This window comes from Bacillus sp. BML-BC051 (assembly GCF_019656175.1).
Classification (GTDB): Bacteria; Bacillota; Bacilli; order Bacillales; family Bacillaceae_G; genus Bacillus_A; species Bacillus_A mobilis.
On sequence record NZ_BPLI01000044.1, the window covers coordinates 58,575 to 81,453 of the forward strand.

General features: G+C 33.8%; 24 protein-coding genes and 1 pseudogene. 14 read left to right on the top strand and 11 right to left on the bottom strand.

The genetic code is table 11. The annotated features are described in order from the left end of the window. Window positions 1-360 precede the first annotated feature (360 nt). Window positions 361-858 (top strand): ImmA/IrrE family metallo-endopeptidase, encoded by a 498-nt coding sequence (locus tag K5S59_RS18160; protein ID WP_000484665.1) that lies wholly within the window; start codon window positions 361-363, stop codon window positions 856-858. A gap of 41 nt (window positions 859-899) precedes the next feature. Then, a complete protein-coding gene (locus K5S59_RS18165) occupies window positions 900-2,036 on the top strand; it encodes a site-specific integrase (protein WP_120449926.1) in 1,137 nt (378 codons plus the stop codon). A gap of 246 nt (window positions 2,037-2,282) precedes the next feature. On the opposite strand, the gene spoVS is transcribed toward K5S59_RS18165, so the two are convergent. Further along, window positions 2,283-2,555, bottom strand: a complete 273-nt coding sequence (gene spoVS, locus K5S59_RS18170; RefSeq protein ID WP_000427792.1) for a stage V sporulation protein SpoVS — start codon at window positions 2,553-2,555, stop codon at window positions 2,283-2,285. A 482-nt stretch (window positions 2,556-3,037) separates the two neighbouring features. On the opposite strand from spoVS, the gene K5S59_RS18175 reads away from it, so the two are divergent. Beyond that, window positions 3,038-3,595: a preprotein translocase gene (locus tag K5S59_RS18175; RefSeq protein WP_120449924.1), complete on the top strand. Its 558-nt coding sequence runs from the start codon at window positions 3,038-3,040 to the stop codon at window positions 3,593-3,595. A gap of 165 nt (window positions 3,596-3,760) precedes the next feature. Here the strand turns inward: K5S59_RS18175 and K5S59_RS18180 are convergent. The 3 genes and pseudogenes from K5S59_RS18180 to exsG all read right to left on the bottom strand — a co-directional run bounded on the left by K5S59_RS18180 (window position 3,761) and on the right by exsG (window position 6,148). Next, window positions 3,761-5,342: pseudogene (locus K5S59_RS18180) on the bottom strand (esterase/lipase family protein). A gap of 227 nt (window positions 5,343-5,569) precedes the next feature. Then, window positions 5,570-5,779: a hypothetical protein gene (locus K5S59_RS18185; RefSeq protein ID WP_000830252.1), complete on the bottom strand. Its 210-nt coding sequence runs from the start codon at window positions 5,777-5,779 to the stop codon at window positions 5,570-5,572. Window positions 5,780-5,995: 216 nt separating this feature from the next. Next, window positions 5,996-6,148, bottom strand: a complete 153-nt coding sequence (exsG, locus tag K5S59_RS18190) for an exosporium protein ExsG (protein ID WP_088063171.1) — start codon at window positions 6,146-6,148, stop codon at window positions 5,996-5,998. A 208-nt stretch (window positions 6,149-6,356) separates the two neighbouring features. On the opposite strand from exsG, the gene K5S59_RS18195 reads away from it, so the two are divergent. Beyond that, window positions 6,357-7,250, top strand: coding sequence for an excalibur calcium-binding domain-containing protein (locus tag K5S59_RS18195; protein ID WP_120449922.1), 894 nt, complete (start codon window positions 6,357-6,359; stop codon window positions 7,248-7,250). 125 nt (window positions 7,251-7,375) lie between these two features. Here the strand turns inward: K5S59_RS18195 and K5S59_RS18200 are convergent, their stop codons facing one another. Beyond that, complete coding sequence (locus tag K5S59_RS18200; RefSeq protein WP_120449920.1) at window positions 7,376-7,945, bottom strand: group-specific protein; 570 nt, start codon at window positions 7,943-7,945, stop codon at window positions 7,376-7,378. 425 nt (window positions 7,946-8,370) lie between these two features. On the opposite strand from K5S59_RS18200, the gene ric reads away from it, so the two are divergent. From ric to K5S59_RS18220, 4 genes are all read left to right on the top strand, one after another. Further along, window positions 8,371-9,078 (top strand): iron-sulfur cluster repair di-iron protein, encoded by a 708-nt coding sequence (ric, locus tag K5S59_RS18205; RefSeq protein ID WP_000683168.1) that lies wholly within the window; start codon window positions 8,371-8,373, stop codon window positions 9,076-9,078. A gap of 417 nt (window positions 9,079-9,495) precedes the next feature. Beyond that, the gene (locus tag K5S59_RS18210; RefSeq protein WP_120449918.1) at window positions 9,496-10,458 is read left to right on the top strand and encodes an AAA family ATPase; all 963 of its coding nucleotides are present in this window, start codon (window positions 9,496-9,498) and stop codon (window positions 10,456-10,458) included. After that, a complete protein-coding gene (locus tag K5S59_RS18215) occupies window positions 10,458-11,672 on the top strand; it encodes a DUF58 domain-containing protein (protein WP_120449916.1) in 1,215 nt (404 codons plus the stop codon). The genes K5S59_RS18210 and K5S59_RS18215 overlap by 1 nt, the downstream gene beginning before the upstream one ends. Next, the gene (locus tag K5S59_RS18220; RefSeq protein WP_120449914.1) at window positions 11,669-13,897 is read left to right on the top strand and encodes a transglutaminase TgpA family protein; all 2,229 of its coding nucleotides are present in this window, start codon (window positions 11,669-11,671) and stop codon (window positions 13,895-13,897) included. The genes K5S59_RS18215 and K5S59_RS18220 overlap by 4 nt, the downstream gene beginning before the upstream one ends. An 84-nt stretch (window positions 13,898-13,981) precedes the next feature. Here K5S59_RS18220 and bsaA read toward each other — a convergent pair whose 3' ends face one another. Next, window positions 13,982-14,464 carry a glutathione peroxidase gene (gene bsaA, locus K5S59_RS18225; protein ID WP_000219423.1) on the bottom strand — a complete coding sequence of 161 codons (483 nt, stop codon included), beginning with the start codon at window positions 14,462-14,464 and terminating at the stop codon, window positions 13,982-13,984. 224 nt (window positions 14,465-14,688) lie between these two features. On the opposite strand from bsaA, the gene K5S59_RS18230 reads away from it, so the two are divergent. From K5S59_RS18230 to K5S59_RS18245, 4 genes are all read left to right on the top strand, one after another. Then, complete coding sequence (locus K5S59_RS18230) at window positions 14,689-14,898, top strand: DUF3925 family protein (protein ID WP_000844973.1); 210 nt, start codon at window positions 14,689-14,691, stop codon at window positions 14,896-14,898. A 97-nt stretch (window positions 14,899-14,995) separates the two neighbouring features. After that, window positions 14,996-15,967: an MBL fold metallo-hydrolase gene (locus K5S59_RS18235; protein ID WP_120449912.1), complete on the top strand. Its 972-nt coding sequence runs from the start codon at window positions 14,996-14,998 to the stop codon at window positions 15,965-15,967. Window positions 15,968-16,052: 85 nt separating this feature from the next. Further along, complete coding sequence (locus K5S59_RS18240; RefSeq protein ID WP_001174526.1) at window positions 16,053-16,487, top strand: hypothetical protein; 435 nt, start codon at window positions 16,053-16,055, stop codon at window positions 16,485-16,487. A 310-nt stretch (window positions 16,488-16,797) separates the two neighbouring features. Continuing rightward, window positions 16,798-17,043: a hypothetical protein gene (locus K5S59_RS18245; protein ID WP_000285969.1), complete on the top strand. Its 246-nt coding sequence runs from the start codon at window positions 16,798-16,800 to the stop codon at window positions 17,041-17,043. Between the two features lie 54 nt (window positions 17,044-17,097). Here the strand turns inward: K5S59_RS18245 and K5S59_RS18250 are convergent, their stop codons facing one another. Together K5S59_RS18250 and K5S59_RS18255 are read right to left on the bottom strand one after the other, a co-directional pair. Then, a complete protein-coding gene (locus tag K5S59_RS18250) occupies window positions 17,098-17,778 on the bottom strand; it encodes a DUF3600 domain-containing protein (RefSeq protein WP_120449910.1) in 681 nt (226 codons plus the stop codon). Then, window positions 17,775-18,353 (bottom strand): sigma-70 family RNA polymerase sigma factor, encoded by a 579-nt coding sequence (locus tag K5S59_RS18255; protein ID WP_120449908.1) that lies wholly within the window; start codon window positions 18,351-18,353, stop codon window positions 17,775-17,777. Before K5S59_RS18255 ends, K5S59_RS18250 begins: the two co-directional genes overlap by 4 nt. 206 nt (window positions 18,354-18,559) lie before the next feature. Here K5S59_RS18255 and K5S59_RS18260 point away from each other — a divergent pair, with 206 nt between their 5' ends. Together K5S59_RS18260 and K5S59_RS18265 are read left to right on the top strand one after the other, a co-directional pair. After that, entirely contained in the window at window positions 18,560-19,546 is a 987-nt protein-coding gene (locus tag K5S59_RS18260) for a quinone oxidoreductase family protein (RefSeq protein WP_120449906.1), read from the top strand. Window positions 19,547-19,575: 29 nt separating this feature from the next. Beyond that, window positions 19,576-20,214: a zinc dependent phospholipase C family protein gene (locus tag K5S59_RS18265; RefSeq protein WP_120449904.1), complete on the top strand. Its 639-nt coding sequence runs from the start codon at window positions 19,576-19,578 to the stop codon at window positions 20,212-20,214. Between the two features lie 44 nt (window positions 20,215-20,258). On the opposite strand, the gene K5S59_RS18270 is transcribed toward K5S59_RS18265, so the two are convergent. The 3 genes from K5S59_RS18270 to K5S59_RS18280 form a co-directional block, all read right to left on the bottom strand. Further along, window positions 20,259-20,642: a VOC family protein gene (locus K5S59_RS18270; RefSeq protein ID WP_120449902.1), complete on the bottom strand. Its 384-nt coding sequence runs from the start codon at window positions 20,640-20,642 to the stop codon at window positions 20,259-20,261. A 70-nt stretch (window positions 20,643-20,712) separates the two neighbouring features. Continuing rightward, complete coding sequence (locus tag K5S59_RS18275; RefSeq protein WP_120449900.1) at window positions 20,713-21,507, bottom strand: sugar phosphate isomerase/epimerase family protein; 795 nt, start codon at window positions 21,505-21,507, stop codon at window positions 20,713-20,715. 188 nt (window positions 21,508-21,695) lie between these two features. Next, entirely contained in the window at window positions 21,696-22,865 is a 1,170-nt protein-coding gene (locus tag K5S59_RS18280; RefSeq protein WP_000588609.1) for a DEAD/DEAH box helicase, read from the bottom strand. Window positions 22,866-22,879: the final 14 nt, after the last annotated feature.

The following is a 22,879-nucleotide window of genomic DNA, read 5'->3' on the forward strand; positions in this document are numbered from 1 at the left end:
ATAACCTTTTTGACAATGTGATTACTGGGAAACCTACTGATTCTACTTTTTAACCAAAAAATATAATACTAATAATTCGTTAAAAATGTAAACTCTTCAAGTTTACATTTTTATTTTTTTATTATAATTTCTCATCATTCTTAATTCATAATACAAAAATTAAAAGAAAAATGTACAAACTCCCAAAATTAATAAAGATTTTCCATCTATTAAATCGCCATTCATTTTTTGGGTTCTGATCTAGAAAAACAATATATTCTTGCTTATTTTTTCACATTCTCCCCCCTACCAATTGATTCATTTTTATTATATCATATCCAAAGAACGTATGTTCTTATTATATGAATGGAGTGAAATATTTTGTTTCAAGCACATCCCTATTACACAACACAACTCGAAGACTATATCCAGCACTTGTACCAATCCTTATCTATTATTGTTCCCGAGCAAATTGATATGATAGAGATTGCGAAAAAGTTAAACATTTGGCTGTACTTTGCTCCGTTTGGGAGTCATGCAATGGAAAGAAATCAAATAACTAACCTAGTTATTGATAATCGTATCTCTCAGCAAGAACAATGGGAGGATTTTGGCCATGAGACCTGTCACATCCTATTTCATTCTGGTAATCAATTATTAATGCATCAAATGTTTCTAGATTATCAAGAAGCAAAGGCTAAAAACTTCGCACAACAATTTTGTGTACCTACTTTTATGTTACGAAAGCTTCCTCCCCTACAGTTAAAAGCATATATAATCTCAGAAAAATTCAATGTAACAACACAGTTTGCTGAAAAAAGGCTTTTACATTATGAAAATCAATTATTAGCAAGTAAATTACAGAATCAAATATCATAATACTGTAATTTACAAAAATAACGATACAGGAGGTATTGAATATGAAAGGAAGTTTCCGTAAACGTGGAAATGCGTGGTCTTTTACGATAGATATCGGTATAGATCCAACCACAGGAAAACGACAGCAAAAAAGTAAGAGTGGATTTAGAACAAAAAAAGAAGCCCAAAATGCTGCTGCAACGATGATTACAGAGATAGAGAAAGGAATATATTTTGATGACAAACAATTAACTGTTTTAGATGTATGGGAAAAGTTAAAGCCTCTTCGTAAAGCTGAATTAAAAATTACATCTTATGAAAAAGACATGAGCTTAGTTAAGCTCTATATCCTTCCCCCATTTAGTTATAAAAAAATTAAAAGTATTAAGCCCGTAATGATTCAAAGCTACTATGCTGAACTTAAAGAAAAAGGACTATCAAATGGTACAATTAGCAATATCCACCGCTGCCTAAGATGCATTTTCAAACACGCTGTAGAATGGGAAATCATACATGATAATATAATGAATAAGGTTAAAAAACCACGTGAAGAACAAGGTGAGATGAAAACATGGTCCAGCGAAGAATGTAACCGATTCCTCCAGTATCTAAAAGAAAAAAATATTAAGTACCATATGTTCTTCTTACTTGCAATCTATACAGGTATGAGACGCGGAGAATTACTTGCACTAACATGGAAAGATATTGACTTTGATAATAAACGTATCCTGGTTAATAAATCACTTGTAAAAACAGAAAAAGGACTTTTTAAAGCTGCTATAAAAACTAAATCTTCAAATAGAAGCATTAGTATCTCTTCTTTTGTTATAGGGAAGTTACAATCCTACTACTCCTATAAAAAGAAAGAATTTTTCCGCTGGGGTATACACTTGAATGAAGAGGCCTATATTTTCACTGGCAATACGATACATTCGCCCTTACATATAGATGCTCCCCATCGCTTTTTGAATGATCATTATAAAAAAGCTGGTGTTCCCCGAATTCGTATACACGACTTACGACATACTCACGCTACACTCATGCTTCAGGCTGGAGAACACCCTAAAATCGTACAAGATCGCTTAGGACATTCATCTATTCAAATGACTTTAGACAAGTATAGCCACATCACACAGAACATGCAGCAACAAGCAGCGGAAAACTTCGAGAGCATAATAAAATCTAATGAAAACACCTGATAACAAATAAAAAGATTTAATGTGAGCAAAATGTGAGCATCGAGGAAATCCAACACTTATAAACCTTGATATAATAAGGTTTCCCATACTATATCGTTGAATCTTGGGAGAAGAATGAGCAGTTTTAAGGTTTTTCATTTCATTTTTAATAAAACATAAAAAGTGTCACAAATGCCTGTTTTACAAGCATTTGTGACACTTTTTGTTTGTTATGTTAAATATCATTTCAATACTGAGTTACTGCAGTTACCTTCTCTTTCTAGGACCAATAATTAATTTAATCGCCGTTCTTTCTTGATCATTAATAGTAACCTCTTGAAATGCTGGAACAAAGGCTAAGTCAATACCACTTGGTGCGACAAATCCTCTTGCAATCGCAATTGCTTTTATTGCTTGATTTAAAGAACCCGCCCCAATCGCTTGAATTTCTACATTTCCACTTGTTCTTAGTACACCTGCAATTGCACCTGCCACTGAATTTGGTTTTGATTTTGAAGATACTTTTAATATATTTTCCATGTAAGTTGCTCCCTCTATTATTTAATCGCTCTTTTGTTACCGTTTAAAATATTTCAACGTATCTTTTACTACTATTCACACCAAAAGCAAACAATGCTACATATGTACATTCATTCGATACTTTTCGTCTTCTTCCTGCCCCGCTACGTAAATAAAGGCAAACAACCATAAACTCTAATATACAAACGTTTTAAAAGATAGACATTTGCTTTAACGATCACATCATTGCAACTGAGACTACTGGTTTTATTTTTACATGTGAAAGCGAAATATGCGTTTCCGCTCCACTTCAATATCCTAAGATATTCCGCTTGTATTTTTATCAAATCATTAACCTTTTTTCTTCAAGAATTGTTACAGCTACTTTTATATTACTATATTTCATTATATTAGCACTTTATAATCCAAATCTATCACCTTTTATATAAGACAGGCATAAAATACTATGAGTATACACTTCATTCATAATAGGAGGTAATATATTGGGTTCGTACTATCATTCTTCAAGCTCCAATAAAAAATGTTCATGTAAATCTTCTTCTAGCTCATATAAAAAATGCTCATGCAATTCCTCTTCTAGTTCCTGTAAAAAAAACTCTCCGGCATACGGCACTTTTTGGCAAACAGAGTTTATAACTGTTCCTTTCGGAGATCCTTTTCCATTTAATCACGTTGGCCCTATAGCAGGAGGAGTTTCCTTACTAAATCCTACTACTATACAATTTAGTCAAGCTGGTGATTATAGAGTTTCTTTCATTTCAACGATTAACACTACTTTAAATCCTGTATTTCCACATATACCAGTCATGACTATATTTTTAAATAATAATCCACTTGCTAATAGTCAAGGTGACTTTGCTTTTCAAATGAATACTTCATCAAATAACGAATGCCTTCAACTTGCAGGCGAAACGATTGTTACAGTACCAGCTAATGCAACCCTTCAACTGAAAAATAATAGTGGTTTTAATCATCAAAGTATTATAACTTGTGATAATGGTATCAATGCAGTTGAATTAACAGTTATAAAACTAAGTTAATAATCATCTTCTCATTCAGATGCTATTTCAGCATCTTTTTTTATTGAAAAATGTTCTTTTGATTCCCATTATGCTTTTCTGTTCATCTAATAAACATGAAAAAAGTACCGAACTCTTCTACTACAAATGTTCGGTACTTTTTTATTAAAAATCTCTCATTCTTTCTTACTTCTCCACATAAACCGACTTAACGATTGTACGATTATATGGTTGTCCTTCTGTATTCATTCCTTTTATATCCATCGTAACGTTGTATACTCCTGGTTGCTTTATGTCCTTCAAAGCACCAGTAAATGTAGTATTATTAACATTTTGTAATTCATTATATTCAGAGACTAGTTTTCCTTCTTTATTAACTACTCTTACTGTTATGGAAAGATCCCCTTTCATTTCAGGTGCTACAGGTGATTTTTTCAGTTTATACTCAGATTTATTTGCTTTAACTTTTGTAGGCATTTGAAGAACAAATGGTGCGTCATTATTGTAATCGCTTACAACTAAAAATGCATCTTTCGACTGCTTCGCCATCATTTTCATTTTCCATTCTCCTACATCCATTATATCAAATTTAAATGTTCTAATAGTCGCACCACCAAAGAAAGATTCACCTTCACCAGTAGTTATAACACTATCCTTATTTGTATATATTTTTCCTTTTGGTGATATCATTTGTACTTCTACATCAGAAGAAGCAGTTAATATAGAAACGATACCTTCTGCCTTTTTATCAACGGCAACAGTTTGCTCTATCCACTGATTTTGTGGCAATTCTCCGCCTAAAATATTTTGATTTGAAGTTGTATTTAATTGTTCTATATTTTTAGTGCTGGATGCTACTAAAGCTGGTACAGCTACATTTGAAGTACGTAAATATGGTTCAATTCGCGCGAAAACAGCTGATCCTTTTCGTATATTATCATGATCGAATCTGGAATCTGTAAATAAATGCGTTCCATACGGTAACTTAGCACTCCACTCATTTACTAATCCATCATTTGAACCGTATGATGACAAATAGAACCCGCCCATAGATAAAGCAGAAAATACTGGTCCCGGTAGCCGTATAGTAACGGTTTAATTTAGCTGCTGGATTATTATCAATCGTTGAACGAAATTTTGCCATTTCCCCCATTTGTAATGAATACGTACCATCATCTTTTTGACCTAATATAGAGGCAAGCCATCCTGCCCACCAACTATATGATAAATCCGCCAAGTTTGATCCATGATGTGGCGTCGCAAGCGTAATAACATTTCCGACAAATCGATTTGCACCATATCCTACTAACGCAGCCTGTGTATCGATACCGCCTTTACTATGTGCTACAATATTAACTTTTTTACCGAAATGATTATATATTTCTTCTAATTTTTGTGCTAACAATTTTCCGTTGTCCCACTGACTAGCTGATCCTTTTCCAGCAGCATCATATAATTGTATAAATACTGTTTGATAGCCTGCTTTCAAAGCATAATCATACATATCATTTATATCGTGATACACTGTCTTTCCATACCAACTATCAGCATTCCCATTCCTTCCTTGTACAAAAAGAATTGGAGGTTTATTCTCATCATAATTTGCAGGTTTTTGACCTAAAAACCATTCTCCTGGTGTAAATACTTCTTTATCTGGAAATCCCGCTTTAATTTCTTTTACTTCCGCCGCTACCTTCGTACTAACAGCAATCGGAGTCATAATAAAAAATGCGAGAAGTAATAACATACACCTTTTCAAAATCCTCATTAACATTCCCCCTTTTTTGAAAGGCAGCACTATTTTTACTCTAGTTATTTCTTACTTATTTTATAGTTGAAAAAATAGTAACTGCCCTTTCTTATGAAACGTTATTCTCTCAACATGTATTCATTCCTTTTCCTATTAAGCTCATTAAAAATTTCTCAACATATTTCTAGCTAAAAAAGCTGCGTATAAAAGGTCTATATCCTAACCTTTTATACGCAGCTTCTTTTTTATAAATCAATGATATACTCATCATCATATTTATCGAATTGGAGCCCTGACCCTATTTTCGATTCCGTAACTTGATCTCTTAAAAACGGTGCAGCTTCCATTTTGCTAGTTGCAATTTCAATTCCATATTTTTTCGTTAAATGGGCTAATTCTATTAAAAACCACTCTCTTCGCAATGTAACTGGAATATCAAATGTTCTTCTTTTCATATATAATAGCACCTCTTTAATTTCATAACTTAATGAACATCATTACATGCACGTGTGAAAACTACCTTTCATCACTAACATCCAATGAAACATTATAGTATATGCATGTCCATTTTAAACGTGCTATTACAAAACAATATTTTAGTTTACATAATAATATTATGTAAGAGTAGAAGAGAAAGGTATATCCCTTCCCTTCTACTCTAGAAATTTAAATTAAGAACATCTTGGTACACCTAAAGCTAAGAATAAACCTGCTACTCCCGCAGTAATCGGTACTTTTAACGTAATAACATCGTCTACTTTCGTTACTAAAAAGAAAGCATTACTTTCTTGTAATATACAAGTTACCAATAATTGAAATTCCATTTAAACCCCCTCCTTCCAATCGATATATTATACTTTATGAATTCTCTTTAAAAATGTAATAGGAAATACATCTATTTTTCCTTATATATTAAATAAATGTTTATAAGTCTATTAAAAGTACTAATTTTCTAAATTTATATAAATCGTGTAATATCCAATAAGTTCCTATATAATCAATAGTGAAAATCTTACAAATGGAGGTATAAAAATGGCGATTTTGAGTAATATTGGTGCAGCTTTATTTTTTATTGCTTTTATTCTTTTAATTCTATGTATCATTTCATTCTTTAAGAAAAATGGAAAAGCAAAACAATACGGTCGTCCTGCCGTTATTCTTTTTATGATTTCAATTCTCTTAACAGGAATGGGCACTACAAAATCTGAACACCCAGTCATCGATTTTTTTGCTACTTTAAGTTTAATTTTATTTATTTTTTTCCTTGTTCTAGCAATCTTATCCGTAATTAAAAAGACAGGTGTAGCAAAAAAACAATTTATTATCACTGCTATTTTATTTGTCATTTTTGTTGCATTATCAAGTATTTCAGCTCCTTCTTCTGAAAAGACGACAGCAACAAATAAACAAGTCGCTTCTAATAATGCAGAGAAAAAAGATGATAAAAAGAAAGAAGCGGACGAGAAAACTCAAAAGCAAGAAGATGAGAAGCGTCTAGCCGATGAACAAGCTCGTAAGCAAGAGGATGAAAAAAGCCAAGCCGAAGAACAAGCTCGTAAACAACAAGAAGAGCAAAAACGTCTCGCTGATGAAGAGGCCCGTAAACAACAAGAAGAGCAAAAACGTCTCGCTGATGAACAGGCTCGTAAACAACAAGAAGAGCAAAAACGTCTCGCTGATGAACAAGCTCGTAAGCAACAAGAAGAGCAAAAACGCATAGCTGATGAGCAAGCTCGTAAACAACAAGAGGAACAGAAAAAAGCACAGCAAGCTCAAACACAACCTGCTTCCGGAACTACTAGTAATGCATACTACAAAAATTGTGCTGCAGTTAGAGCTGCTGGGAAAGCTCCATTATATAGAGACCAACCAGGTTATAGCTCTCACCTTGATCGTGATGGTGACGGGGTCGCATGTGAAAAATAGTAATAAAAAAGAAGCTTCTAGTAAGCTTCTTTTTTACTGTTACGTATAAAACTAAATTACTCCTCCATTCTTGTAAGCCATATAGCAATTCAAAATAGAATCTTATTTTTTAAAAACTTGTAATATTAGCCATTAACTGGAGCAATACTCCAATTTATAATTTCAAGATTTTTCACCTCCACTTTCCCTTTGACAAGAACATGTGGAATTAGGTGAAACATCCCGAATCTTCTACCCTTTTCATATTCCTCTCTGTAATATTCTTTGGTACAGGTATTTAATTGCTTTAATTCTCTATAGTCATTAAAGTTGATGATTTCTATTTCGCATTCTTTTAATTCTCTATTTGGTCCACCCAAATTATGCTTTGAGTACTTGTATATTGCCATACACTGACCCTTCAATGCGCTAATAGGAACTTTGTAAAACAGTTTATTTGTATGAAGGTTTATTCCTATTTCCAGTAATACTTTATAAATATCATAAGGATGCAATGGTAAAAAATGAACAACATCATTCCATAAACATTCTAGTTTTGGTATTTTACGTGTTAATAAGTTCTCCCTTTGAGGATGATCTTTATATTTTTGGATATACTCACCGTATAAATTTGGATATACACTTTTCAATTCATTTAATGGGATTAAATATTCTCCTTGTAGTTCTTCTGGTACCATATGATAAACATATTCCATAAAAACCTCCTATAAAGTGAAAGTTTAATCAGTGGGGGTTTTGTTCCCCCCACTGATTATTAGCCCTCACCAATCGGACGTTTACGGACAGCCCGACTCCCACCTAACTTCTTTGCTTCAACTGAATTTTGAGGTGGGAGTTTTACTGTCCGTTAACGCGGGATAATAGATATACTTCCTACCCAAAAACAATCTTAGATTGATAGAAAATACATTTGTAAACCATCTATATCATAATAATGCCCTTTTAATAATTTCCTAACTCAAAAAATCTTCGCTATCGGTTCTGTAATGTCCTCTGTTGAATAACAATCCTATTATTCTCAAAACTGACACACTAAAAGTGATTTCAATCACCACATTGTTTTTTATTTATCGCTATTCTTAATTTAGATATTACATTTAAACTTTATGGAGGCATTCATATGAAACATACATTTACTGAAACTTCAATTGTTGGTGAGATTGTTACACAATTTCCGAAAGCTAGTGATCTTTTTAAATCATATAGAATAGATTTTTGTTGTGGTGGTAATAAGCCGCTTATTGATGCAATTCATGAAAGAAATTTATCGGCTTCTGAAGTAATTACAGAGTTAAATACGCTTTATCATAATACGAAACGATTAAATGAATCTGAAATTGATTGGAAAAGTGCTTCTTATCGTGAATTGATTGATTATGTAATTCATAAGCATCATCGTTATTTACATGAAGAGTTACCGCAGTTAAGTCCATATGTGACGAAAGTATTACGCGTTCATGGAGCAAATCAGCCTCATTTAGCTCAAATTCATAAGCTATTTCATGAACTTAAAATGGAATTAGAACAGCATTTAATTAAAGAAGAAACGGAAGACTTCCCATTAATTTTAGAATTTGAACAAAATCCAAATGATGAAAATTATACAAAGTTACGTAAAGTAGTAGATGAACTAGAAAATGAGCACAATCATGCTGGAAATATTATAAAAGAACTTCGTAAAGTGACAAATGACTTTACTCCTCCAGAAGGCGCTTGCGGTACTTATCGACTTGTCTACCAACGTCTTGAAGCTCTAGAGTCTGATTTATTTGAGCATATTCATTTAGAAAATAATATTTTATTTCCACGTGCCATTACGAGAGCATAAAGTGAAACTTTAATGAGTGACGTTTTTGTTCATCCCACACTTAACTTCTTTGCTCCAGTCGAGTTTTGAGATGAAAGTTTTACTCCCCGGCAAATAGATTAATAAATAAGTCGCAGGACATGGGTAGCAATGCTCATGTCCCTCTTTTTCATTGTGTGAAAAATATTTATACTTCTCAACTCTCTACCCATATAAATATATAACCAAACTTCCTATTCTCTTTTCACATAAAACGAGAAATCATTATTTACCATATTGCCCTTAGTTACGGAAACAATTATACTAGATGTAATCGCGATAAATAATCTGAATATTCTCAGAATTAAAGATAGAATCTTTACTGCCCGCAATTAGACGGATACATTCTATTTTCCACTAAATAGATTAGAAAACGATAATAACATTAGGAGGATTACGATGCACCAGCTTGATTCATTACATCCCATTATAGAAAAAATAATCAACAATATTGAAAAGTTAATGGTCGGAAAACGAAAAGAAATGATCTTAGCTTTAACAGCTCTCTTAGCTGAAGGTCATGTACTATTAGAAGATGTTCCTGGCGTTGGGAAAACAATGTTAGTACGGGCTCTTTCTAAATCTATTGATGCTGATTACAAGCGGATTCAATTCACACCTGATTTACTGCCGTCAGATGTAACAGGTGTTTCTATTTATAATCCGAAAGAGCTCCAATTTGAGTTCAAGCCTGGACCAATCATGGGGAATTTTATACTGGCTGATGAAATTAATCGTACATCTCCAAAAACACAGTCTGCCTTACTTGAAAGTATGGAAGAAGGCAATATTACAATAGATGGCATAACAAGACCGTTACCAAAACCGTTCTTTGTAATGGCTACACAAAATCCGGTCGAATATGAGGGAACATATCCTTTACCAGAAGCACAGCTCGATCGTTTCTTGTTGAAACTAAAAATGGGATATCCTACACCAGAAGAAGAATTTGAAATTTTAAACCGGATGGAAAAAACGAATCCCCTCTCCCATTTACAAGCTATTACTACAATAGAAGAATTACTTTATTTACAACAAAGCGTACGGGAAGTAAGTATGGACAAGGCAATCAAGCATTACATTGTAAAGCTTGTTAGTCAAACTCGTTCTTATAGTTCTATACAACTTGGTGCAAGTCCGCGTGGCTCGATTGCTTTAATGAAAGCTTCACAAGCTTATGCTTTTATCCATGGAAGAAATTATGTTATTCCAGACGATATTAAATTTTTAGCTCCTTACGTATTGGCTCACAGACTCATTCTAAAAATGGAAGCAAAATTTGAAGGAATTACAGGAGAACAAGTTATCGCAAAAATCGTTGCACGAACTACCGTACCGACTCAAAGGAAGATAAACCTTTGATGGAACGAATACTACGATCACTCTATCATTTTACTAAGTTATCACTCATTCCGTTATGCCTAGTCTTAACATTTGTATACGCTATGCTTCAAGGAGGATTTGTAAGTTGGTTTTTGTTTTACAGTATGATTCCTATTGGCCTTTATTCACTATTACTCCCCTTCTATGCTTTACGGAACGCCGATGTAAAACGAATAACAAATCAAGACGAATATGTAGCAGGAGAACCATTTTTAAGTACGATTACAATAAAAAGAAGTTTCCCTTTTCCCTTAATTTATTTAATTATAGAAGATGAACTGCCATCACAATTTACAAATTGTAAACAAACGAATATGAATAAAGTAATACTCTTTCCAGGATTGAAACGAAATATTTCGTTTCAATATGCAATTGACACAATCCCTAGAGGAGAGCACTCTTTTTCAAGCGTACGTGTCAAAACTGGCGATTTATTCGGTATGATAGAGAAAGAAATAACTTTTTCAGTTCCAGATACATTTTTAGTCTATCCTCAGTATGTAGATATAACATATCGACAAATGGAAAATCATTTCGAACAAGGAGCACTTTCAGCAAATATAAATTTAGTAAAAGACTCTACCATTTCTGTCGGTGTGAGAGACTATAAACCTGGTGACCGCTTTTCATGGATTGATTGGAAAGCAACTGCACGAACAAACAACATTATGACGAAAGAGTTTGAACAACAGCGCAGCCATAATATTATGATATTCATGGACAGAACCCCATCCCCTCTATTTGAACCAATCGTCACATTTACTGCCTCTATTGTCAGGTCTGTCTTGAAGCAAAATTCACCAGCGTCATTCGTCTCTGTCGGAAAAGAACGAACTTTTTTCCCTTTAGACAATGGAGATAGTCAGTTACATCAAATCTTTTGTCATTTAGCGAAAGTACAAGCAGATAGTGTATTCCCGCTCTCCCGGAGTGTAGAAATGGAATTAAGAAAAATTTATGAGCCCGTCACGATTATACTCGTGACAAGTGATCTTTCTCCCGATATTCAAAAGGCGGCTGACTTTGCTGCTATAAAAAATAGAAAATTAATGGTGTTTGTCGTGAAAGAAAAAGCAAACCAACTCTCACATCGAGAACTCAGTATTCTAGAAACTCTACAAAAACGAAAAATATTTGTAAATGTGGTTTATGGAAACCAGTATACAACCGTATTTTTTGAGGTGAGCAAATGATAACATTACAGGCAAAAAAACAATTGGATATGACTAGATTTTTCATGCATGCATGCGCATTTCTACTTTTACTAGAATGGCTAAGGCCCCTTATAGGTATTACAAACGTAGGTAGATTAGATATTTTTGTAATATTTATAGGTATTTGCTTCACTCTCTCTTTTTTTCAAACAAGGTGGCAGATTCCAATAAAGATCGTCACAATTTTATTCATCATTCATTTCCTATATTATAAAAACACTTTTATAAATCCATCTTGGCTAATGAAATTTTTTACTGATATTTCTCGAAATTCCTCCTTGTTATTTCAGGGGAATTTACTAGATATCTCTCCAGTTTTTCCAACACTTTTATTTTTTTTATCCTTTTGGTTTTTGAGTGCTTTCATCTCTTTTTGGACGATTCATAAAAAACGTGGGTTGTTATTTCTTATATTGACTATTATTTATATCACCGTTTTTCATAACTTACATTTATACAATGCAAACTACGCTATTATTCGTACTGTTGTCATCGGCTTTTTTATGCTTAGTCTTCTTCGCATAGAACGAATAAAAGAGATGGAACACTTACAAAATTATGCTAGAGAAATCTCAAAATTACTTAGACCTCTTACAATATTTATTGTATTGTCAGCAACCATCGCATACTTTGCTCCAAAATTTGGCCCTCAATGGCCAAACCCAATGAATTTTTTAAAATTCAACACATACGAATCAAGTCAAAAGCAAGAAGTTTCTAAAATTGGGTATGGTTTAGATGATTCGAGATTAGGTGGTCCGTTTAAGGCGGATCCTACAATTGTATTCACAGCACAAACGCAAAACAAACAATATTGGAGAGTCGAAACGAAAGATTTTTATACCGGAAAAGGCTGGGAAGTTTCTGAAAATCAAAAAAAGATTTCTTTTAAAAATAAAAACGACATCGTGAGCTGGTACGAACAAAATACAAAAACGGAGACAACAAAGGCAACAATCAACATGCAAAAAAGTTATCCTCACCTTACCTATCCAGCAGGGTTAATATCTGTTGAGGCTTCTTCTAATATAGAATACAGCATTGACCCATTTACAGAAAAAATCTATACGATGGACGGAGACTCCTCTACTACTTTAAATTCATATAAAGTAACGTATGAGATCCCCGAGTTTTCCATAGAAAAATTGAAAGCTGTAAAGACAAATGAAGGCCAAGAAACAAATCCTTATTTCATGACAAAATACACGCAACTTCCCGAATCATTACCGCAGCGAGTAAAAGACTTAGCTGCTAATCTAACAAATGATAAAGACAACCGATATGATAAAGTATTAGCTATTGAAAATTACTTCACCGACCATTCTTTCGTATATGAAACAATGAATGTGTTGTTCCCTGCCAAAAACCAAGATTATGTTGATCAATTTCTTTTCGATACAAAAAGTGGCTACTGTAATAATTTCTCGACCTCTATGATCGTGTTACTTCGTTCTGCCGGGATTCCTGCTCGCTGGGTAAAAGGTTATACAGAAGGAACACTTGATAATACGCTTGTGGGTGCTGAAGGTGAGGATGTTTATAAAATCGCGAACGATAACGCACACTCTTGGGTCGAAGTATATTTCCCTGGATACGGATGGATTCCATTCGAACCAACAAAAGGATTTACGAATCCCTATAATTTTACAAATAATACGCCTGCTTCTACGATACAAAATAGCGAAGAAACTAATTCTCAAAATGCGCAAATACACCAAAGAAACAATGAAGCAAAGCTCAAAAGTTTAATAGAAGATACAGAAGAAGCTCCTACTAAAAAGATTTCAAATGCTAAAAATAGATTTTCTTGGTGGTACGTATTCCTCTCTTCGATACTAATTAGTATTATAGGATACACTCTCTTCGCTACTAGAATGAAATGGATTACATTTTTTATCATTCTTTTCTATAAATACCGAAAAGGTGATGCTGTTTATAGCAAAGCTTATGGCGCACTTTTGAAACAATTTGCTAGAATTGGCATGCCACGAGGGGAAAGTCAAACATTCCGAGAATACGCTCTCCATATCGATACACTTTACAACTCGGCTCATATGCAACAACTTACTTTCAGTTATGAGAACGCTATGTATCAAAAGGGACAGGCCGCAGCAGAATGGGAAAAATCCGTACACTTATGGGAAATCCTTATGAAAAAAGCAGCTTCTCCGCCTAAATCAAATGACTTCTATTCAGCGATTTAATCTTGATAATATGAGTTGAACGAAAACGCCTCAAAGAACTACATTGTTCTTTGAGGCGTTTTTTAATAATGTGAAACTCCTATTTTATTCTCCAAGTACCTTCTCAATCTCAACCTCTAAATCTCCCGGCTTTGTCTGCGGCGCAAAACGCCCTACTACTTTCCCGTCTTTTCCGATTAGAAACTTCGTAAAGTTCCATTTCACTGCTTTCATACCGAGTAAACCTGGTGCTTGTTCTGTCATATATGTATACAGAGGATGAGCTTTATCACCTTTCACATCAATCTTTGCAAACATCGGGAAATTCACACCATAGTTTAATTCACAAAAACTAGTAATATCCGCTTCTGTACCTGGTTCTTGTCCTCCGAATTGGTTACAAGGGAAACCGAGTATTTCAAGTCCTTGGTCTTTATATTTATCATATACTTCTTGTAATCCTTTATATTGTGGTGTAAAACCACACTTGCTAGCTACATTTACAATAAGAAGCGCTTTTCCTTCGTAATCTTTTAATGATTTATCTTCTCCTGTTATCGTTTTAGCTGAAAAATCATAAACTGTCATTGTCCTTACCCCTCTCTTCACTATCATTCTATGTTTATACTATACTACATTCATGAATATACAGCTCTTATTACGTACTTACACTCCAAAATGATAGCGCTTTATTTCCGTTTGAAAATTCGACACAAACTACTAGACTTTTATGTTGGAAAGTTTTACAATTAAATTGTGAACAAAATGTGACAGTTTATATTCCATTATAAAAGAAAAGGATGGTGTTCATTATGAAAACTGCACAACATGAAACGATTTCAAATCGCGAGTTTTATTTCGTACTATATATGATGTTATTGTATGTGATTGGCTGGGTAATCGATGTAAATGGTTTATTTTTAAGCTCCTACTTTAATTTAGCAGGAGAGATTATGCTTCCAATCGTAGGTGGCATAGTTGGACTGTTCGTTATGTCTATCAATAAAGAACAAGCAAAATAACAACACTTTAAAAAGGCAGAAGACGAAACTTTCGTTTTCTGCCTTTTTTCTATTTTAGCGTATAATAGAAACATGCAGTAAATAAGGAGTGGTAATGATGAAAAAAGTAGAGCAATTATCTTCTCACCTATATCTGATTGATGATTTCGATTTACAACATAATGAACGAACTGGTACGTACGTTTTATTAGGTGACGATATTACTTTAATTGAAACTTGTGCAGCCCCTTCTCTTCCGTATATTTTAGATGGCTTACAACAATTACATATTGATTTAAACGATGTAAAAAACATTATCGTTACACATGTTCATTTAGATCACGCCGGGGCTGCTGGTTTAATGATGGAAAAGTGCCCAAATGCTACTTTATATGTGCATTCTCGCGGTGCTCGTCATATGATTGATCCAACAAAACTTATTTTAGGCGCAAAAGCTGTATACAAAGAAGATTTCGATAAACTGTTTGATCCAATTCTTCCTATAGAAGAAGAACGTGTTCGTATTGTACAACATGGTGATACGTTAAAAATTGCCGCAGACCGTACACTTACATTTTACGATACACCGGGGCATGCTAAACACCATATTAGCATTCACGATTCATTAACAAACGGCATTTTTACTGGCGATACAATTGGAATTTATTATAGAGAACTTGCAGACCTTGGTGTAGAACTATATTTACCATCAACATCCCCTTCACAATTCCAACCAGATGCGATGATTGCTTCTAAAAATCATATTCAAAGTATGAATGTAGATACTATTTATTTCGGTCATTACGGTGCATCATCCAATGTTACAGAAGTATATAACCAACTTGAACATTGGTTACCTATTTTCGTTCATACTGGAAAAGAGGTCTTTGAACAATATAATGATTTTGACGAAGCGACTAAAGTCTTACAAACTGTATTAATGGATAAAATCTCTTCTCACCTTACAAAATCAAACGTCCCATCAGATCATTCCGTTTATAACATTTTACATCTAGATATAGAAATTAGCGCGATGGGCATTATAGATTATTTCACGAAGCAAGAAAAAGCAAACTCCACTATTAACTAACCGTAAAAGAAGAGATATACAACAGTGATTATTGTATATCTCTTCTTTTTTTGAATATATTTTGAGTAAAGGATGGTGGAATGCAATGCAAAAAGTAATGCTATACCTCTGCTTTACATTATTTATCGTCTTATTATTATTCGTCGGTGTGAAAATTCAATTTTATTTAGATACAGATGCGCAGGCAAACTTTAACGTGTATCCAAGATTATTCTACTTTACACTCTTCCCTCTTATAGTCGGCATTTTATTACGATTCCTTCAATCGATTAATCGCGAAACGAGTAAACAAAACTGGCGCTTTCAACCGGATAAATTTATCGCTATTACTGTGCCTACGCTATTCATTTCCTTTTCTCCAGCTCTACTCTTTTCACCAGTTGGTGCATACCTACCCTATTTAACTAATATTATTCTTATAAATACAACTTTTGTTACGATAATAAGTTTAATAGCTGGCTATTCTCTTTTAGATTGTTTTATACAAAAAGACAAAGAGAATAGTAAGGAATATAACTAAGGGATTTCCCACTTTCACTTTATTAAGCAAATCAAGATAATTCTGCCCTGACTTGTATGCAAAAGAACCTAATGTTCAATTTTTAAGTTTCGTTGGTTACGGTCGTTTATTTATAAGTGTGATATTACTTGTAAGAGTCGCTATTCATGCGGTAAGGAAATTTAAATAATAATAAAACGAGTATACAATCACATAGATTATATACTCGTTTTTTATTTTTTACATATTCAATATATACTAGGAAATTTATGCTAAACTAAAGAAAATCGTGTACTAAGTTAAGTGACACTTCAACTAAGGGAGAATTATTATGTATAGACTTTTTGGATTCTCATGTCTAATGTTTCTCGCAAGTATATGTTCTTTCTTTATCCTCAGAGGACCTAATGCAAATTTAACCTTAATTATTACGATTCTAGCTATACTTTCATTACTCGGTATTATTTTTGCAATCACATCAAAGAATTGGTTATTCGGAATAGTTGGTACGGCATTAAATGGCGTAATATTAGTAGTTGTATACTTCCTATTGCTAGCAAAAGGAATAGGTGGTTAATATATTTATATTTCAATAAGAAAAGCTCACAGCTTGGGCTATGAGCTTTTTTACTTATCTCACCTTTTCATCTACATACTCCATAAACTGCTCCGCATTAATAAATCTTTCTTTGTACGCCTCAGGTACTTCTTCTACTTTCATCCCACCAGTTGATTTTGTCTTTACTTGTACGATTTCATATGTCATTAAAGCTTCCACATAACGGTCAAACTCTTCTTGTTTTAATACCTCTTTACTAGATTTATGACCATTTAATTTATCAAAGTATGGTTGAAGCCCCATACTTACCTTCTTCATCTCTTCTCTTTTTCCTGGTGATAATTGATCATAATCAATATTACCGTTCGAATCCCCGTACGCAAGCTTTGCATTTGTTAATTTTTTTAGTTCTTTTGTAAATTCTTCATATTCCTTCGCACCCATTTCATCTTTCGCTTCTAATAATTTTGCATTAAAACGCATATATGCTTCTAACGTCATCGCTCCAGCATGTTTTTTTAAATTCTCAAACGATCCGTATATACCATCCGCCATAATAGATTGATACGCAAAACCAGTCGTTGGGAGTAAAAATGCTGCCGCAAGCACTCCTGCAATAAGACGCTTCTTCCTTTTGTTCCCCCCGCGCTTCATTTTAATCTGAACAATTACTTTCTCTTTTAAATCCGGCGGGGCGATAATCCCCTTCGCTTCTTCTTGTATAGATTCTCTAACTCTACAATCTAAACTCATTTCATATTCCCTACCTCTCCTAAAAAGATTTCTTCTACGTGCTCTTTTTGACGTAGTTTTTTTAATGCCGCGTGAATTCTAGATTTCACAGTACCAATTGGAATATGTAGTATTTGCGCTACTTCTTCTTGTGAATAATCGTGTAAGTATCTTAAGATAATAACTTGTTTCAATTTATACGGTAATTTATGTATGAGTTCGATTAGTTTTTGGTTTGATATTTTACTTACAACATCGTTAGAAAAATCAATTTGTACTGGTTTTCTTTGCTCTTCTGCTTTTTTTACAATACGTAGTCGCATCCACCTCTTTCTTCTGTAAGAATGAATTTGTTTAATCGCAAGTCCGATTAGCCAAGGATGAAATGGCTTCTCATTATCATATTTACGAAGCGATTCATATAGCTGTATATATATTTCTTGAACGACATCATCTACATCCGTTTTATCGCCTATTAAAAAATGTGCTGTTTTATATACTTCTTGAATTGTTTTATCATACAATTTGCCATACGCTTCTTTATTGCCTGATAAAATTAATTGGATTAAATTTGTATACAATGTTTCATCCTTCATGTACCTTCCCTCCTTTGTCTTACACTATATATTGGCAAGTAATTGATATTTCGTTCGATTTTTCAAAAGTTTTTTTATATAAATTAATATAATGTTTCAATCAGTTCATAAGCTTCACTTATAATCACACATAACTATTATATAATTTTCCAATTTCTAATGACGATTTAAAATGATTTATATAATCAAATTTAGGAGGAAATATGATGAAAGCTATCATTGTAACGTCGTTCGGTGGTCCTGAAGTGATGAAATATACAGATGTGGATGTGCCGACTATTTCAGAAGATCAAGTTTTGATTCGCGTTGTTGCTACTAGTGTAAATTTCGCCGATATTAAATCCCGTTATGGTAAACAAGGAAATGAAGCACTACCTTTTATACCAGGGATAGATGCCGCTGGTATTGTAGAACGTGTCGGTTCTCAAGTGAAAAATATTTATCCTGGACAACGTGTCATTGCTTTTCCTCAAAATGGATCTTACGCAGAATACGTTGTCGCAAACGAAAACCTTACTTTCGTTTTACCTGATAAAGTCGATTTTCAAACTGCAGCTGCTTGTCCGATTGTATCTTTTACAAGCTATAATTTACTCGCAAATGTTGCAAGGCTTGAACAAGGTGAGTCTGTACTCATTCATGCAGCGGCTGGTGGAATTGGTACGACAGCAATTCAACTTGCAAAACGATTAGGGGCTGGAACCATTATTGGTACTGTCGGGAGTGAAGTAAAAAGAAAAATGGCTTTAGATGCTGGAGCTGATTATGTTATTTGTCATCAAGATGAGAATTTTGTAGAGAAAGTCAATGAGCTGACAAATGGCGAAGGGGTCGATGTAATTTTAGATTCTATTTCTGGAACAGTTTCGGAAAGAAGTTTAAAATGTCTTGCTTATTACGGTCGCCTCGTTCATTTCGGTAATGCAAGCGGTGAAATTGGTAACTTTCAAACGAAAGATTTACACGCAAGTTGCCGCTCTATACTCGGTTTTAGCTTTGGTACTACACGAAAAACACGTCCTGAACTACTCCAAGAAACTGCAAATGAAGTTTTCCGTTATTTACGTGACGGCCGTCTGAAAATGAAAGCTGCGAAATCTTTTCCACTTCAAGATGCAGGGAAAGCACATGAATGGGTCGAAAGTAGAAAAAGTACAGGGAAAGTAATACTAACTGTTCAGTCCCCATCCTGAAATGAATACTTGAAACCGAGGTGTCATTCATGGGATCACGAATTATGCATGCTATTATCGCTAACAGGATTGCCGAAAAACTAAATATTCAAGATAAAACTTCTTTCATACTTGGAGGTGTAGCCCCCGATGCGGTTCATTCAGCAGAAGAAAAAGGCGCTTCACACTTTTACGCTGGCACAACGAAAAACTATACGCGAAGGATAGATTTCAATTCTTTTTTTCAAAAATATAAAGTTCATATGGATTCCCCTTTTCTTTTAGGTTATTACACCCATCTCATTGCCGATGACAATTGGCTAAGTGGCTTTTTTCTACCGTGGCTAAAAAATAGAATAGAAAATGACGCAACGATCGCACCTATGTATTATAACGATTTTAAATTGTTAAATGCAAAGTTACTTCATCATTACGATAACGAACAACGGCTCTTCTCTCTTCTCAATCAAGAGGCTCACATTGTGGATATTGAAGAGGTTTCTAAAGAAAACGTATTAGCTTTTCGGAAGTATCTTTTTGAAGATATGTTGTATCCGGAGCAACATTTGCATGAAGACTTACAAGTATTTACGTTTAATCAAATCATTGGTTATATTGAGACAGCTATTGAAAAAGGCGTATTTTATATTAATCAACTCTCTAATGAAAAATCCACTTCAAACATGTAATCCCCCTCAATATATTTGAGGGGGATTTTCACATAGCAATATTATTATTTGTTCTTTTCCATAACCGCAAAATAATTGCCTTCACTATCACCAAAGTTAAACACTTTACCAGAAGGCATAGTTACCATTTCCCCAACAGTAACATTTTTATTTTTTAAATCTGTATATAATTGATCAAGATTTTCTGAGAAGAACATTAAAGATGGTGTACCAAGATTCAATTCTGGGCTCATTTTAGAAATCACTTCTTTATTATGTAATATAATGCTCGTTTCTGCACCGCTTTTCGGAGCGATTTCAATCCATCTCATTCCTTGCTTATTATCTTCCTCTGCAACTACATGAAACCCTACCTTTTCTGTCCAAAAATTAACTGCCTCATCTTGATTGTTTACATATAACATAATTTGTCCGACTTTATGAATCATTGTTTTTCCCCCTAATGGTTTTTATGTTCTATGTAGGTTTCTACAGGTGCTATCGTTATTCCTTTTGAATTTATATGTACTTCTTTGCAAAATTTATCGACTGACTCATCCCATCCAATTCGTCAAAATAATCATTTCTTTCAATCATGTTATATCCGTCGAATCTAATTTCATCTAATACCTTGAAGAATATATCGAAATCCACTTCACCATTTCCTGCTGCTACTTCTATATACTTACTTGAACGATCACTTTTTACTTCTTTACAATCTTTAATATGAGTTTGTACTATATAATCTTTTAATAGTAATAAACCTTCTACTGGATTTTCATTTACATCACTTATTAAATTTGCTGGGTCAAAGTTAACCGCTAGTCCTTTTGAGTTTATCGTTTCTAAAAAACGTTTTAACACTATCGCTTTTTCAGATCCCGTCTCAATGGCGAAGACTCCTCCAAATTTGAAAGCTAAATCCCCTAGTTCAAAACAAATCCGTTCCATTTCACCATAAATCTTACCTTTTTCATCATCTGGAATTTTTCCAATATGAGCTGTTATTACTCCTGCTCCAAGCTCTAACCCTCTTTCAGTTACGTATTTAAATCGCTCTATTGTACTGTCAGCTTCTGTTCCTATAATTCCATTTTCTCCAAAGCTAATTGCTAATGACGGAATCTTTATTCCATTAAAGGATAAGCTTCTCTTTAAAGCACTCCACTCTACCATTGGAATATTAGCTAAGTTGAAGTTTGTATTCATAGCATATAATTGAATATATTCTAAACCCCATTCCCTTGCTTTTTGTAATCCTTTGTTTACTTTAATATATTTCGTATTCAAAAACATTCCTAATTTCCTGTCCATATATGTACCTTCTTTTTATTATTTCGCATCAGTTTAATATTCGCCCCTCTTTATATTACTTCCTTGTACATATGTTGATTGAAAAATTGATAACAGCTACATTTTAATAACCATTAATAAAACTCCTTGTATTATTCAATTGCAAATAAAAAAGACGTAACTACAAATAGTTACGCCTTCCCTATTATTTATCTAGGCTTTTTCTTCCCAGTAAATGCTGGTTTCTTTTTCTTTGGTGCTTTCGGTTTCGTTTCTACAAACGATCCGTTGAACATTTCTTGCTTCGTAAATACGATGCCTAGTTTTTTTGCAAATTGAAGTAATTTACGCTCTTCTTGTTGTGTTACAAGAGAAACGACAGTTCCTTCTTTACCCATACGTCCTGTACGTCCTGAGCGGTGAATATATTGGTCTACTGTGTCTGGTAACTCCAAGTGGATTACATGTGTTAAATCATCAATATCGATACCGCGTGCTGCAATATCAGTAGCAAGTAGAATTTCTAATTTCCCGCTGCGGAAAGCACGCATCGTTGCTTCACGCTCTTGCTTACTTGCCTCTGAATGAAGAGCTGCTGCTTTCATTTTACGGAATTGCAATTTCTGAGTAATTTCATCTAAACGGAATGGGTCATTTAAGAAAGCAACTGCTTTTACATCGCCCATATGCATAATTCTTCTTACGTAATCATTTTTTTCACGTCGCTCACAAATGATATACGTATGCTCAACTAAGCTTTTTGACTCTGCACGTGTTATACGTACTAATTGTGGTTCAACTGCTAAATCACGTGCAGCATCTTCTGCAGCTTTTGTAATTGTCGCCGAGAAGAATACTAATTGACGATCTCGCATTGTAGATTTAATTACATCTTGTACAGCGCCCATCATCTTTTGTTTTACTATTTGATCAAACTCATCAAATACAATCGTTTTCACTTCATGCATCTTTAGCTTTTTCATTCGAATTAATTCTAAAATACGTCCTGGTGAACCGACAATTACTCTCGGGTGTTTCTTTAATTTTTCAACTTGGCGCTTAATATCTGCACCACCAATTAAAGATGCCCCTGAAATTTCAGTCCCTGCTGTAAACTTTTGAACCTCTTCGTGAATTTGCATGACAAGCTCACGTGTTGGCGCTAAAACAACAACTTGTGGTTGTTTTACTTCAGGATTAATTTTATGTAAAAGGGGTAATAAGTACGCTAATGTTTTTCCTGTTCCAGTTGGAGATTCAGCTATAACGTCTTGTCCTTCTAAAATAGTTGGAATCGCTTGTTTTTGAATTTCAGTTAATTCTTTAAAACCAGCCTTCTCCCAAGCTTGTTGTAAAAATGGTTGCATATCTTTTATCATTTGTTTTTCTCCTT

Excerpts from the sequence above, each read along its gene's own strand:
- K5S59_RS18240 (WP_001174526.1), top strand. The coding sequence starts at position 16,053 with ATGCAAAAAGTAATGCTATACCTCTGCTTTACATTATTTATCGTCTTA.
- spoVS (WP_000427792.1), bottom strand. The coding sequence starts at position 2,555 with ATGGAAAATATATTAAAAGTATCTTCAAAATCAAAACCAAATTCAGTG.
- K5S59_RS18235 (WP_120449912.1), top strand. The coding sequence starts at position 14,996 with ATGAAAAAAGTAGAGCAATTATCTTCTCACCTATATCTGATTGATGAT.
- ric (WP_000683168.1), top strand. The coding sequence starts at position 8,371 with ATGAAACATACATTTACTGAAACTTCAATTGTTGGTGAGATTGTTACA.
- K5S59_RS18185 (WP_000830252.1), bottom strand. The coding sequence starts at position 5,779 with ATGAAAAGAAGAACATTTGATATTCCAGTTACATTGCGAAGAGAGTGG.
- K5S59_RS18165 (WP_120449926.1), top strand. The coding sequence starts at position 900 with ATGAAAGGAAGTTTCCGTAAACGTGGAAATGCGTGGTCTTTTACGATA.
- K5S59_RS18250 (WP_120449910.1), bottom strand. The coding sequence starts at position 17,778 with ATGAGTTTAGATTGTAGAGTTAGAGAATCTATACAAGAAGAAGCGAAG.
- K5S59_RS18265 (WP_120449904.1), top strand. The coding sequence starts at position 19,576 with ATGGGATCACGAATTATGCATGCTATTATCGCTAACAGGATTGCCGAA.
- K5S59_RS18220 (WP_120449914.1), top strand. The coding sequence starts at position 11,669 with ATGATAACATTACAGGCAAAAAAACAATTGGATATGACTAGATTTTTC.
- K5S59_RS18275 (WP_120449900.1), bottom strand. The coding sequence starts at position 21,507 with ATGGACAGGAAATTAGGAATGTTTTTGAATACGAAATATATTAAAGTA.
- K5S59_RS18230 (WP_000844973.1), top strand. The coding sequence starts at position 14,689 with ATGAAAACTGCACAACATGAAACGATTTCAAATCGCGAGTTTTATTTC.
- K5S59_RS18260 (WP_120449906.1), top strand. The coding sequence starts at position 18,560 with ATGAAAGCTATCATTGTAACGTCGTTCGGTGGTCCTGAAGTGATGAAA.
- K5S59_RS18255 (WP_120449908.1), bottom strand. The coding sequence starts at position 18,353 with ATGAAGGATGAAACATTGTATACAAATTTAATCCAATTAATTTTATCA.
- K5S59_RS18280 (WP_000588609.1), bottom strand. The coding sequence starts at position 22,865 with ATGATAAAAGATATGCAACCATTTTTACAACAAGCTTGGGAGAAGGCT.
- bsaA (WP_000219423.1), bottom strand. The coding sequence starts at position 14,464 with ATGACAGTTTATGATTTTTCAGCTAAAACGATAACAGGAGAAGATAAA.
- K5S59_RS18195 (WP_120449922.1), top strand. The coding sequence starts at position 6,357 with ATGGCGATTTTGAGTAATATTGGTGCAGCTTTATTTTTTATTGCTTTT.
- K5S59_RS18210 (WP_120449918.1), top strand. The coding sequence starts at position 9,496 with ATGCACCAGCTTGATTCATTACATCCCATTATAGAAAAAATAATCAAC.
- K5S59_RS18245 (WP_000285969.1), top strand. The coding sequence starts at position 16,798 with ATGTATAGACTTTTTGGATTCTCATGTCTAATGTTTCTCGCAAGTATA.
- K5S59_RS18270 (WP_120449902.1), bottom strand. The coding sequence starts at position 20,642 with ATGATTCATAAAGTCGGACAAATTATGTTATATGTAAACAATCAAGAT.
- exsG (WP_088063171.1), bottom strand. The coding sequence starts at position 6,148 with ATGGAATTTCAATTATTGGTAACTTGTATATTACAAGAAAGTAATGCT.
- K5S59_RS18200 (WP_120449920.1), bottom strand. The coding sequence starts at position 7,945 with ATGGAATATGTTTATCATATGGTACCAGAAGAACTACAAGGAGAATAT.
- K5S59_RS18215 (WP_120449916.1), top strand. The coding sequence starts at position 10,458 with ATGGAACGAATACTACGATCACTCTATCATTTTACTAAGTTATCACTC.